Origin of the sequence: Gordonia araii NBRC 100433, from assembly GCF_000241265.1 — a bacterium.
GTDB classification, from domain to species: Bacteria; Actinomycetota; Actinomycetes; order Mycobacteriales; family Mycobacteriaceae; genus Gordonia; species Gordonia araii.
On the sequence record NZ_BAEE01000068.1, the window covers coordinates 22,588 to 35,079 of the forward strand.

Here is a 12,492-nt window from a genome sequence, read left to right on the forward strand (position 1 = left end):
TTGTCGGCGGGGATTACGCGGTGTTGCGAGAATGGTTCAAGCGAAGCGAGGGAGGTGACGGTGTGAGCAGTGGCGGGGTGTTGGACGTCGACGGCCGCACGATCAGCGTGACCAACCTCGACAAGGTGCTGTATCCGGCGACGGGTACCCGCAAATTCGAGGTCATCGACTACTACACGCGCATCGCCGAGGTCATGCTGCCGCACGTGCGCGACCGCATCGTCACCCGCAAACGCTGGCCGTCGGGAGTCGGGGCCGCGCCCTTCTTCGAGAAGAACCTCCCGGCGGGAAGCCCCGATTGGCTCGACCGGCACACGGTCGGCCACAGCCAGCGCGCCATCGTCTATCCGGTTATCACCGGCCGCGCCGATCTGGTGTGGCTGGCGCAGATGGCCGCCCTGGAACTCCACGTGCCGCAGTGGCGGGTCTCCGACGATCTCGCCAACCGGATCATCTTCGACCTCGACCCCGGACCGCGCGTCCCGCTGCACCAGTGCGCTCAGGTGGCCCTCCTGATCCGCGACGTGCTGGCCGACGTCGGCCTGAGCTGCTGGCCGGTGACCAGCGGCGGCAAGGGTATCCACCTGTACGCGCGGATCGATCCGCCGGTGGCACCGAACTCCGCGCGGACCGTCGCCCGCGAAGTGGCCGAAGCGCTGTCGTCGGCCCATCCGGACTCCATCACCGCGTCGATGACCAAGGCGGTGCGCGACGAGCGGGTCTTCGTCGACTGGAGCCAGAACAGTGGATCGAAGACCACTCTGGCGCCGTACTCGCTGCGCGGGCGCGAACGGCCATGGGTCGCCGCCCCTCGCACGTGGTCCGAACTCGCCGACGACGACCTGCGCCAGTTGACTTTCGACGAGGTCCTCGAACGCGTGGAAGCCGACGGGGATCTCCTCGTCGGCCTCGACGGGTCTCCAGGCCCGCCCTCATCTCGGTCGAGCGCCTTCGAGCCGACCGACGATGCGCATCGCGACCAGTCCCAGCCCGCGCCGGCCGCACCCGTCGTGAACCTCGGCGAGTACCGGCGCAAGCGGACGCCGGGCCGGACTCCCGAACCCGGCGTCGAATCCGGGGTCGTCGACACCGAGGACATCGGAGACGAGCCCGAGCAGGAACCCGCCCGTCGCGACGGCCCGATCTTCGTCATCCAGGAACATCACGCGCGGCGGCTGCACTACGACTTCCGGCTGGAGCGCGACGGCGTGCTGGTCAGCTGGGCGGTGCCGAAGAACCTGCCGGACGACCCGACGCAGAACCGGCTGGCGATCCGGACCGAGGATCACCCGCTGGAGTACGCCGAGTTCTCCGGCGACATCCCCAAGGGGGAGTACGGCGGCGGACACGTCGAGATCTGGGACACCGGCACGTTCACGGTCGAGAAGTGGCGCGACGACGAGATCATCGTCGTGCTCCGCGGCGAACGCGTGCAGGGCCGTTACGTACTGATCCGCACGGGCGAGAAGAACTGGCTGGTCCATCTCATGGCCGACGAGCCACGGCCGCTGTTGCCGGGATCTTTGAGCGACCCGCGGCCGATGCTCGCCACCGACGAGACGATCGAGCATCTCGACGACCGGTGGGCGTTCGAGGGCAAATGGGACGGGTACCGGCTGATCGTCCGCTACGTCGGCGGGAAGCTGCGGTTCACGTCGCGCTCGGGGATCGACATGACCGAGGACTTCCCCGAACTGGCGGCCATCGCCGAGGACCTCGGGCTGCTCGACGTGGTCCTCGACGGGGAGGTCGTCGCCCTGGACTCGTCGGGGCGGACCAACTTCACGCTGCTCTCGGCGCGCCGCAACACCGACGAGCCCTACCAGCTGAAGCTCTTCCTGTTCGACATCCTCGCGCTGGGCGGCAAGTCATTGCTGTCGACGCCGTGGGAGGCGCGCCGCTCGTTGCTCGAAGAACTCGGCCCCCTGTTCCGCCGATCGCGCTACGTCGAGATCCCGCCGCTGCTGCCCGGTCCGGGGAAGGCGGCGATGGCCGCCAGCCGGGATCGCGGCTACGAAGGCGTGGTCGCCAAGCGGCGCGACTCGACCTATCAGCAGGGGCGCCGCGTCAAGTCGTGGCTCAAGCACAAGAACTGGTCCGACATCGAGGTCGTCGTCGGCGGATGGCGGCCCGGCCGGGGGAACCGCGCCAACACGATCGGCTCCCTTCTCGTCGGACTTCCGGAGGAGACCGGCTTGCGCTACGTGGGCCGCGTGGGCACCGGATTCACCGACGCGGCACTGAAATCCCTTGTGGCAGAACTGAAACCGCTAACAATCAGTCGCAGCCCGTTTCTCGATGAGATCGATTCGCCGGTCGCATCCAGTGCGACCTGGGTGTTGCCGAAAATCGTCGGCGAAGTGCAGTTCCTAGACTGGACCTCGACCGGGCACCTCCGCCACCCCAGCTGGCGGGGGATTCGACGCGACAAGCTGCCCGGCGACCTGTAGGGAGGCGACGCCAAACCGATGTTCGTCATCGCCCATCTGTCCGATCTCCACGTCAACGGGACCCACCACAACCGCGCCCGGATCGAGGCCGCCTTCGAGTACGTGAACTCGCGCGCCGACGGCATCGACGCGCTGCTGGTGACCGGTGACCTGACCGATCACGGCAGCGCCGACGAGATGCTCGAGGCGCGCAAGCTCATCACCAGTCCTCTGCCGATGTTGGTGACCATCGGCAATCACGACGCGCGACCGTCGTTCAACGCAGCGTTCCGGCCCGACGCCGAGCCGACGGCGCCGGTGAACGAGGCGCTGACGGTCGGCGACGTGACGCTGCTGTCCGTCGACAGCTCCCTGCCCGGCGAGCGTCGGGGGTTCCTCGACGACGAGACGATCGGCTGGCTCGACGAGCAGCTCGCCGGCGCAGGCGACCGCGTCGTCGTGGCGTTCCACCACCCGCCCGTCACCCTCGGCATGCCGATGATGGACTCGATCATGCAGAGCAGTCCGGAGCGGCTGGGCGCCGTCGTCGACGCCCACCCCAACATCGTCGCCCTGGTCTGCGGCCACGCCCACTCCGCGGCGGTGACGACCTTCCACGGCCGCCCGCTGTGCCTGGCGCCCGGTGTCTCGTCGACGCTCAATCTGCCCTTCGAGGGCAGCTCGGTGGTCAATCGCGACCAGCCCGCCGGCGTCGCCTTCCACCTAATCGACGACGACGGGCGAGTCATCACGCATTTCCGGGCCATTCCGTAGCGCGCACAAATCCGCCGAGTGGGCACCTCACCTGCGCCGACTGGGCACCTGACCCACGCCGAGTGGGCACCTCACCTGTGCCGACTGGGCAGCTTTGGGCGGGCGGAGAAGACCGGCTTGCGATGGTCTCGATACACCCGACTCGGCTAGCGCCTCGTCGGGCACTCGACCACCGTTCAACGCCGAGTGGGCACCTCCGCGTGCCGCGCCCGGACCGATCTACTTCTGGCCCGACGACCCGCCCTGCATCAGCTCCTTGATGAGCTTGTCGGCAAGGTCGCCGATGATGCCCGGACCGGTGTCGGGGAGCATGTCCGCCGGTCCCTTCGTGACCGGGATCTTGGCCGACCGCGTCGCCTCATAGCGGATGCCGGCGACGCTCTTTCCAGTCAGCGGCTTGCTGTACCTGCTCAGCTCGGTCGGCGTGGTCACCGTGCCGACGACCTTGGTGCCCGTGCCGGCGAAGTTGGCGGCGCCGCGTCGGATGTGGTTGGGGGAGGTGATCAGCACGATCTGCGAGATTCCACGCATCCGGAGCAGGTCGGTGGTGTTCTGCGCGTTGGAGACGGTCGACGTCGACTTGTCCTCGGTGGTGATGCGCGACTCGGCGATCCCTCGGCCCACCAGCCACTTCTTCATGGCCGCCGCCTCGGTGATCCCCTTCTTCGGGACGCCGCCGGTGACGAAGATCGGGGTCTGCGGCGACGACTGCGCCTGGGCTAGCCCGGCTTCGAGTCGCTTCACGAGTTCCGGTGCCATCGAGCCGTTGGGGCGCAAGCCGTAGCCCAGGATCACGATCGCCGAACCGGTCGGCGCGCTCACCGGCGAGGTCGACGGAATGATCGCCGCCGCGCTGGCCACTCCTTCGACGAGGCTGCGGGCCGCGCCGGCCGCGCTCGGACGCACGGTGGTGAGCTTCTGCAGCGCAGCGTCGCGCGTGGCAGCGTCGGACTCCTGGTCGGCCCACACCGCCTGCAACGTGAGCGCGTCGGGATCGTTGGTCGTCATGGCCAGCATGGACTTGAGGTCGGCCAGACCCCCGGTCACGTCGCGCGCGGCGAACTTCTTCTGCGCGCTGTTGTACAGTCCGGCCGGATCGATCGCGTCGGCGGTCCGCACGACCGTCGGCGATCCGTTGGGCAAGGTTCCCAACCCGAGGCCGCCAAGTCCGGCCACGGCGACGGCCACTACACCCGCTACGACACGCTTCTTCATACTAGTCTCACTAGTCACTTGCGTAACAGTAGCCACGGTTTGCTACGCGTCCGGTTCAGTCCGATATCAGATCGGCAACATCCGGCAAGCACAAATTCGCCGATCCCACTTCGATCGAAGTGGGATCGGCGAATTGGTGATGGTTCGCGTCAGAGCGCGGCGATGATGTCCTCGACGCGGTCCTTGGCGTCACCGAAGAGCATCTGCGTGTTGTCCCGGAAGAACAACGGATTTTGCACACCCGCGTACCCGGCGGCCATCGACCGCTTGAACACGACGACGTCCTTGGCATTCCACACTTCGAGGACGGGCATGCCGGCGATCGGGGAGCCCGGATCCTCGGCAGCCGCCGGATTGACCGTGTCGTTGGCGCCGATCACCAACACGACGTCGGTGTCGCCGAAGTCGTCGTTGATCTCGTCCATCTCCATCACGATGTCGTAAGGCAGCTTCGCCTCGGCGAGCAGCACATTCATGTGACCGGGCAGACGACCGGCGACCGGGTGGATGCCGAAGCGGACGTCGACACCCTTCGCGCGCAGCTTGGCGGTGAGGTCGGCGACCGGGTACTGCGCCTGCGCCACGGCCATGCCGTAGCCGGGCGTGATGACGACCGACTTCGCGTCGGACAGCAACTCGGCGACGGCGTCCGCCTGGATCTCGCGGTGCTCGCCGTAGTCGGTGTCGTCGGCCGGACCCGCCTCGATGCCGAAACCACCGGCGATGACCGAGATGAACGAGCGGTTCATCGCCTTGCACATGATGTAGCTCAGGTAGGCACCCGAGGAGCCGACGAGCGCGCCCGTCACGATCAGGAGGTCGTTACCGAGCAGGAAGCCCGATGCCGCGGCGGCCCAGCCCGAATACGAGTTCAGCATCGACACGACGACGGGCATGTCGCCGCCGCCGATCGAGGCGACCAGGTGCCAGCCGAGCAGCAGCGCCAGAACGGTGATCGCGGCGAGCAGGATCCACGGCTTGGTTCCGGTATGGCCGTCGGTCGTCACGTAGAGCACAGTCAGGACCGCGAAGGCGATCAGGGCGCCGATGTTGATGAAGTTCTTGCCCGGCAGCATCAGCGGCGCCGACTTCATCCGCGCGGACAGCTTCAGATTGGCCACGATCGAACCGGTGAAGGTCACGGCACCGATGAAGATGCCGATCGCGATCTCCGCCTCGTGGACATTGGTCAGCGTCCGCACATTGCCCGGATCGATGCCGTCGCCGTGGAAGCCGGCGATCGCGCCGTTCCAGCCGATGAGCACGGCAGCGATACCGACGAACGAGTGCAGCAGCGCGATCAGTTCGGGCATGCCGGTCATCTCGACGATCCGTGCGCGCCACAGACCGATCAGGGCACCGATGGCGATCGCGCCGACCAGCAGGCCGATCGGAATCCACTTGTCGGTCAGCACGGACATATCGTCAATCGACAGCGCGATGGTCGCCCCCAGCGCGAGCGCCATACCGACGATGCCGTAGGTCAGGCCACTCCGGGAGGTCTCATGCTTGGACAGCCCGGCGAGGGAGAGGACGAAGAGCAGCGACGCGACGATGTACGCCGCCGTGGCGATAGCGTTAATAGTCACGATCAGGCCCCCTTGCTGAACATCGACAGCATGCGACGGGTGACCGAGAAGCCACCGAAAACGTTGATAGCGGCGACCAGAATCGCGATCGTCGCCAGCACCCGGATCGTCAGGTTGTCAGTGGCGACCTGCAGCAGCGCGCCGACGATCACGACGCCGGAGATGGCGTTGGTGACCGACATCAGCGGCGTGTGCAGCGCGTGGGCGACGTTTCCGATGACGTAGTAGCCGATCACGATGGCCAGCATCAGCACCGTGAAGTGCTGCGGGAGCGGAGGCGGCGCGAACGCGATCAGCACGCCGAACAGAATGATGCCGACGAGAGCGATCCCGACCTTCTTCGCCGGGGACATCGGCACCTTGGGCTCGGCGACCGGGGCGGGCTCAGCAGCCGCGGCCTGGGGAGCCGCGGACACCTGGACCGGAGGCGGCGGCCACATGCCCTCGCCGTCGCGGGCGACGGTGATGCCGCGCTGCACCACGTCGTCCATGTCGAGGGTGAGTTCGCCGTCCTTCTCCGGGGTGAGGAGTTTGAGCAGGTTGACGATGTTCGTGCCGTACAACTGCGAGGTCTGCGCCGCGAGCCGGCCGGCCAGGTCGGTGTAACCGAGAATCGTGACGCCGTTGTCGGTCACGACCTTCTCGTCGGCCACGGTGCCAGCGGCGTTGCCGCCGTTCGCCGCGGCCATGTCGACGATCACCGACCCGTTGTGCATTCCGGCCACCGTCTCAGCGGTGATGAGCTTCGGCGCGGGACGACCGGGGATCAGCGCGGTGGTGATGACGATGTCGGCGGCGCGGGCCTCCTCGTCGTACATCGACGCGGTGGCGGCCTCCTGCTCGGCCGTCATCTCCTTGGCGTAGCCGTCCTCGGACTTCTCCGCCTCGAAGTCGACGTTGACGAACTCGGCGCCCATCGACTCGACCTGCTCGGCCACCTCGGGACGCACGTCGAACGCACGGACCACGGCGCCCATCGCCGACGCTGCGCCGATGGCCGCGAGGCCTGCGACACCCGCACCGACGACGAAGACGCGGGCCGGCGGGATCTTGCCGGCCGCGGTCACCTGACCGGTGAACATCCGGCCGAACTCGTGGGCGGCCTCGACCACCGCGCGGTAGCCGGCGACGTTGGCCATCGAGGACAGCACGTCCATCGACTGCGCGCGTGAGATGCGCGGCACCGCGTCCATCGCGAGCGCGGTGACACCAGCCTGCTGCAGTTTCTCCAGCAGCTCCGGGCTGCGCGCGGGCGCCATCATCGAGATGAGCACGGCTCCGCGTCGCATGCGGGCGATCTCGTCGTCGGTCGGCGCGTTGACCTTGACGACGACGTCGGCCGCCCACACCTCGTCGGCGGAGCCGACGCGCGCACCCGCGTCGATGAACGCTTGGTCAGCCTGCTCGGCGCGTTCACCCGCACCGGATTCAATGATGACTTCGTAACCGAGTTGCTGCAGCTGCGCCACCGTCTTGGCGGTGGCGGCGACGAGGGTCTCGCCCGCCTTCGATTCCCGGGGGACACCGATCAGCATGTCACTGCCTTTCCGGCCGCCTCGCGCACGACTCCGACACTCATGTTGCTTCCTTTGCTGACTTCGTTGTCATTGGCGTCGCCACGGGCGTGCGCACACCTTGCTCGGCATGCACGAGAACACCGGATCGCGCTTTACCGCAAGCCGGTGATCAAAGCCAGGCGACACGCTGCGTGGAGCCTGACGACTGCCACGTGGGTCACAAACTGAGGATGAACATAACACGCATGCCTGCTTGCTCTAGCACGCAGTCGGGTACCTCACACTCTTGATGAGATCAGTGCGCGGCCGACGAGGTGCTGCTATCCGGCGCGCCGTGCGACGGCGACGAGACGGCCGGCGGGCCGGGGCTCCATGCCCGCGGGGGCTGCCACCGCGAGTACCCGGTCCGGCCGCCGTTCGGCGACGGCGCACCTGTGCCGGGTGCACTCTCGGTGCCCGCGCTCGCCCACGGGACGCGGGGGCGGCCCCAGGAGGACGGCGGGGTGCCCGCCCGACCGTACCGAGGTGCCCACTCGGCGGGTTTGGGGCGCCCACTCGGCGCGGGTGAAGTGCCCACTCGGCGGGTTTGGGGTGCCCACTCGGCGGGGTTGAGGTGCCCACTCGGCGCGGGTGAGGTGCCCACTCGGCGCGGGTGAGGTGCCCACTCAGCGGGGCCCGGCTGCTTAGTCACGTCGGGGTCGGTGACCGGCATCGTCAAGCCCACACTGCGGTAGAACGCCGCCTGCAGCTGGCGCGGCGTCGGGACCTCGTGACCGAACACGGTGCTGGCCTCGCCCGGCATCTGTCTGGGAACCAGGAAGTTCATCGCCTCGTCGAACTCCTTCGGGACGGGCACGCCGAACTCGCGCAGCACCATCCCCCAGGGATTGCCGCCGTCGAGGACGACGAAGGTGGTGTTGCCGTCGGCGCTCTTCTTCTCGCTGACGACCTCCCATTCACCGGCGTGCTGATACATGTTGCCGTGGATGTAGAAGCCGGGGACGAAGTAGACGAGGAAGCCCACCGGGTCGGCCAGCGGATTGGCCATGCCGCACGTCTGATCGCCTATGACGCAGATAGAGGTGACCGCGATGCCACCGGTCCCGGCCGGATCGCGCTCACCGTTGGTGTAGAGCCCGGGGATGATGCTCGGCAGAACGACCTCGGCTCCCGTCTTCGGGAAGCGCGGGTCGGAACCGATGATGACCTGGATATCACTGTCGGGCTTGGTGCCCGATTGGTGCAGGAGATAGGCCGCACTCATCACCGGGGTGGCGCTCTGGGAGAAGCCGTTGAGCACGACGGGCCCCTGGTGTTCGTTCGCCGCGGCGACCAGGTTCGCGGTCCCGATCGTCGCCGACTCGTTGTAGGTACCCGTTTCGACGATCGGGATGAGGACGCCGAAGATCCGAGCGCCGAACGCCGCCGGGTAGTCGATGACGACGACGCGGCCGTTCTCGACCGAGGCGTCGCCGAACCAGCCGACGTCGACCGTCCGCCCGATCTGGTCGGCACCGTCGCGATCGCCGGTTCCGGGAAGGAGCAGCACCGTGGCACCGTCGGTGTCGGGAAGGAACGCCGGCCGCGCGGCAGTCGGACCGGCGACGAGGACGGTTACGGCCAGCACAGCTGCCAGCGAACCCGCGATCCGACTGCTCACACGCGGAGTGTAACTACGCATCCGGGCCGCGTGGCGCGTTCTTCCCGCACCGATCGACAGTTCCCGACGAGATTCCTGCGGGAAGTGCGAATCGAGTCGGGAGGAAGGCCCTATCCGTTCGCGGCGGCCGCGTGCCGTCCGGCCCGCCGACCGAAGTACGAGCCCTCGCCGAGTTGCGTGCCACTCGCGTACCCCTTGCCGTCCTGCGCGAGGTTCGCGGCGCAGGCGCCGGCCGCGTAGAGACCCGCGATCGGCTTCCCGTCGCCGTCGACGACCTCGCCGTCGACGCTGGTCGCCATGCCGCCGATGGTGAACCCGGCGTACATCGCCTTGCCGAGACTCATGTCGAAAGCGGCCCACGGCCCCTGGTCCTGGGGGGCGAGGAATTCCTCGCCCTTGTGGAAGTCGGGATCCTCCCCCTTCGCCGCGTATTCGTTGTAGCGGTTCAGCGTGGCGACGAGGCTGCCCGTCGGCAACCCGAGGTCCGACTCCATCTCCTCGACGGTTTCCCATCCGTCGATGAAGGGCACCAGGGGCACCTCGGGATGCTTCATGTGCGCCTCGTCGACGATCAGATACGCCACCGAATCCGGCTGCTCCATGACGAACTGCGACGTCCGCGAGTGGTAGCTGTCCTCGGTGACGAAGCGCTTACCTTCCTTGTTGACGATGATTCCGGTCAGCAGGATCGACGGCGGGTAGACCGGTGCCGTGACGAATGCGGAGTCCATGTGCTTGAGCGCGGCGCCCACCGAGGCGCCCATCCGGATACCCAGCCCGTCGTCGTAGGTGCTGCCGAGGACGAAGGGCTTCTCGGCCATCTGCGGCACGTGTTCGGCGACCATCTCGGGGTTCATGACGAAACCGCCGGCGGCGATGACCACGGAGCCGGCGCGGATGTAGCCTTCGCCTTCGGTGGTCTTCCATCGCACGCCGACGACCGTGCGGCCCTCGGGGCCCTCGTCGACGACGAGGTTGCGCGCACCGGTCTCGTAGCGCACCTCGACGCCGAGGCGGTCGAGTTCGGCCTGCAGGAGGTCGATGACCATCGACGCGCCGCCCGTGTCGCCCGGCTTGGGAACCTTGTGGCCGCGAGGCGCCGGCTTGGCGATGTTCTTGAACGGCCACACCTTCTCGTTGCCGGTGAACATCAGCCCCTCGGTGTTGGGCTGGATGACCGCCTTCCCCGGGAAGTAGGATCGTTCGAACTTCAGCCCGAGGTCCTCCAGCCAGTCGAAGTGCTCGACGCTGTCGACGCAGTAGGCGTGGATCTTCTCCGGCTCCGGATCCGGGGACACCGCCGTCAGGTACTTCTCCATCTCCTCGGCACTGTCGTCGTGGCCCGTCGCCTGCTGGACGCCCGTGCCGCCGCCGAGATAGAAGTGTCCGCCGGCCATTCGCGTCGTGCCACCGGCATCGGCTCCGCGTTCGAGCACCAACACCTTCGATCCGGCGCGGGCGGCCTCGACCGCCGCGCACCCGCCGCCGATGCCGAAACCGACGATCAGCACGTCGACCTCGTCGGTGAATTCGGTGACGGACGAGACGTCGATGACGTCGGGCAGCGCAGTGCCCTTGGCCTCAGCGATAGTCATGCGGACAGAGTACTGCACAAGTTAGAACACGTTACAGTTCTGGTATGTAGGCCGGTCCGAGCCCGCAGGGAGCTCAGGTAGTGCGCGATCGACTCTCGCGACATAGGCAAGCCAACTACGCGACGGGCGCCATTCTGGCTGTCATGGCGGCCATCTTGTTCGCTGCAGGGGTCAAAGTGTGGCAGGTGTTCCAGACCGACAAGGTGTTCTGCGAATGGCGCCAGATGCGGCCGGGGGAACGGTGTCGCTACAACACCCGCGCCGGTGTCACCGACTTCACCTACGAGCAGGCAATCGGTCACGAGGGCCCGAACTGGGTGGCGCTCGCCGTGATTGTGGGGCATGCGCTGTTCGTCATCGTCGCCGCGGTAGCCCTCATCCGGTACGTCCGCCGGGAGTTGGTGACCAACCGACAGGACGCGCCCGCTCACTGCGCCGCGCCGGGTACCGGTCCGACCATCGGCAACGAACCGGTCGGCGCACCCCCGGCCGCCACACCGCAAAACTACGTCCACGATCCCCATTGGCGGCGCTGATACCCCGCAGGGCCGCCTTCGGCCTCCTCGTCGAGCCCTACGTCACGAACCTGGAGATCGCCGCCATCGCCTCGTCGATCTTGGCCTGGCCCTCGTCGCCGCCCTTGGCTGCGGCGTCGAGGACGCAGTGGCTCATGTGATCGTTGAGCAGGCCGAGACTGACCGATTGCAGCGCTTTGGTCATCGCCGACACCTGGGTCAGGATGTCGATGCAGTACGCGTCTTCCTCGACCATGCGCTGAAGCCCGCGTGCCTGCCCCTCGATGCGGCGCAAACGCTTGAGGTAGTCGTCTTTGGCCGCGATGTAGCCGTGCTGGTGGTGCGCGTCGTCGCAGTGGCAGCTGTCGGACTCGGCGGCGGCTCCGGTTTCGGTGGACTGGTCTGTCATGGCTTCTCCCATCGCTCGCTGGCGATATACCCCCCTATGGTATCTGATCAGCGTCGGGGAAGTCCGCCTCGAAGCGCCTCGGCGAGATTCTCGATGGCGGTGGCCAGCTCGGCGAGCGCCGCGGCGACCGCGTCGGGTTCCCGCTCGGCGGTCGGCGCCGACGCCGGAGCCGCCTTCGAGACCGGGACTGAGTCGGGGGCCGGGACCGAGTTGGGGATGGGCGTGGAGTTGACGGGCCGGGCGGGACCGCGAGGCTCTCCGGTGCGCGCGGCCGGATTCGGATTCGTCGGCGGGCCGCCGGTGGTCTCGACGTCGATCGGCTCATGCGGCATCCGCGGACGCGACCCGGCCGCCGTCGGGGCGCTGGCGGTCGAGGACACGGGCCGGTGGCGATTGAGGTCGGACGGGCCGGTGGGCATGCGCACGTCGGCGGATTCGATGGCGCTCGGCGCGGGGGGCGACCCCGGCGATGCCGGCGCCCCGTAGTAGTGCAGTCCACCGTGCCCGCCGAACAACAGGCAGGGCGTACCGGTGCGGCTGCGCACCGGGCACGGGTCGGCGTCGATGAGCCGGTGCAACGGCGCGGGGCTGTCGTCCCACGTCAACCAGGTGCGGCGATCAGACCGGGCACGGGCGCTGGCGTCTGTCGCGTGGTCGCCGGGATGGCCGTCGGAGAGACGGCAGGTGAGCAGCCACTCGCCGTCGGACGCCAGGCCCAACGCCCGACGCTCCGCCTCCGTGCAGACAGCAGTCGACCAGCACGCACCCGTCATAGAGAATTCACCTTTC

The 12,492-nt window shown here is 67.9% G+C and carries 10 protein-coding genes; 3 read left to right on the plus strand and 7 right to left on the minus strand.

The genetic code is table 11. The features are described 5' to 3' along the window. Window positions 1–62 precede the first annotated feature (62 nt). Together GOARA_RS15925 and GOARA_RS15930 are read left to right on the plus strand one after the other, a co-directional pair. On the plus strand, window positions 63–2,450 hold the full coding sequence (locus tag GOARA_RS15925) for an ATP-dependent DNA ligase (RefSeq protein WP_007323441.1): 2,388 nt from the start codon (window positions 63–65) through the stop codon (window positions 2,448–2,450). An 18-nt stretch (window positions 2,451–2,468) separates the two neighbouring features. After that, window positions 2,469–3,203, plus strand: coding sequence for a metallophosphoesterase (locus GOARA_RS15930; RefSeq protein ID WP_007323442.1), 735 nt, complete (start codon window positions 2,469–2,471; stop codon window positions 3,201–3,203). A gap of 219 nt (window positions 3,204–3,422) precedes the next feature. Here the strand turns inward: GOARA_RS15930 and GOARA_RS15935 are convergent, their stop codons facing one another. From GOARA_RS15935 to GOARA_RS15955, 5 genes are all read right to left on the minus strand, one after another. Beyond that, window positions 3,423–4,418, minus strand: a complete 996-nt coding sequence (locus GOARA_RS15935) for a YdcF family protein (RefSeq protein WP_040523722.1) — start codon at window positions 4,416–4,418, stop codon at window positions 3,423–3,425. Between the two features lie 149 nt (window positions 4,419–4,567). Then, complete coding sequence (gene pntB, locus GOARA_RS15940; RefSeq protein WP_007323444.1) at window positions 4,568–6,007, minus strand: Re/Si-specific NAD(P)(+) transhydrogenase subunit beta; 1,440 nt, start codon at window positions 6,005–6,007, stop codon at window positions 4,568–4,570. Between the two features lie 2 nt (window positions 6,008–6,009). Further along, entirely contained in the window at window positions 6,010–7,542 is a 1,533-nt protein-coding gene (locus GOARA_RS15945; RefSeq protein ID WP_007323445.1) for a Re/Si-specific NAD(P)(+) transhydrogenase subunit alpha, read from the minus strand. A gap of 277 nt (window positions 7,543–7,819) precedes the next feature. Beyond that, the gene (locus GOARA_RS15950; RefSeq protein ID WP_170265464.1) at window positions 7,820–9,184 is read right to left on the minus strand and encodes a PE-PPE domain-containing protein; all 1,365 of its coding nucleotides are present in this window, start codon (window positions 9,182–9,184) and stop codon (window positions 7,820–7,822) included. A 110-nt stretch (window positions 9,185–9,294) separates the two neighbouring features. Next, a complete protein-coding gene (locus GOARA_RS15955) occupies window positions 9,295–10,779 on the minus strand; it encodes an FAD-binding protein (RefSeq protein WP_040523726.1) in 1,485 nt (494 codons plus the stop codon). Window positions 10,780–10,922: 143 nt separating this feature from the next. Here GOARA_RS15955 and GOARA_RS15960 point away from each other — a divergent pair, with 143 nt between their 5' ends. Further along, the gene (locus tag GOARA_RS15960) at window positions 10,923–11,315 is read left to right on the plus strand and encodes a hypothetical protein (protein ID WP_040523728.1); all 393 of its coding nucleotides are present in this window, start codon (window positions 10,923–10,925) and stop codon (window positions 11,313–11,315) included. Between the two features lie 37 nt (window positions 11,316–11,352). On the opposite strand, the gene GOARA_RS15965 is transcribed toward GOARA_RS15960, so the two are convergent. Then, window positions 11,353–11,703 (minus strand): metal-sensitive transcriptional regulator, encoded by a 351-nt coding sequence (locus tag GOARA_RS15965; RefSeq protein WP_007323449.1) that lies wholly within the window; start codon window positions 11,701–11,703, stop codon window positions 11,353–11,355. A 47-nt stretch (window positions 11,704–11,750) separates the two neighbouring features. Beyond that, window positions 11,751–12,476 (minus strand): hypothetical protein, encoded by a 726-nt coding sequence (locus tag GOARA_RS19090; protein ID WP_007323450.1) that lies wholly within the window; start codon window positions 12,474–12,476, stop codon window positions 11,751–11,753. Window positions 12,477–12,492: the final 16 nt, after the last annotated feature.

What these genes read in the sequence shown, in the direction of transcription:
- GOARA_RS15965 (WP_007323449.1), bottom strand. Translation starts at nt 11,703, where the DNA reads ATGACAGACCAGTCCACCGAAACCGGAGCCGCCGCCGAGTCCGACAGC.
- GOARA_RS15930 (WP_007323442.1), top strand. Translation starts at nt 2,469, where the DNA reads ATGTTCGTCATCGCCCATCTGTCCGATCTCCACGTCAACGGGACCCAC.
- GOARA_RS15935 (WP_040523722.1), bottom strand. Translation starts at nt 4,418, where the DNA reads ATGAAGAAGCGTGTCGTAGCGGGTGTAGTGGCCGTCGCCGTGGCCGGA.
- GOARA_RS19090 (WP_007323450.1), bottom strand. Translation starts at nt 12,476, where the DNA reads ATGACGGGTGCGTGCTGGTCGACTGCTGTCTGCACGGAGGCGGAGCGT.
- GOARA_RS15960 (WP_040523728.1), top strand. Translation starts at nt 10,923, where the DNA reads ATGGCGGCCATCTTGTTCGCTGCAGGGGTCAAAGTGTGGCAGGTGTTC.
- GOARA_RS15955 (WP_040523726.1), bottom strand. Translation starts at nt 10,779, where the DNA reads ATGACTATCGCTGAGGCCAAGGGCACTGCGCTGCCCGACGTCATCGAC.
- GOARA_RS15945 (WP_007323445.1), bottom strand. Translation starts at nt 7,542, where the DNA reads ATGCTGATCGGTGTCCCCCGGGAATCGAAGGCGGGCGAGACCCTCGTC.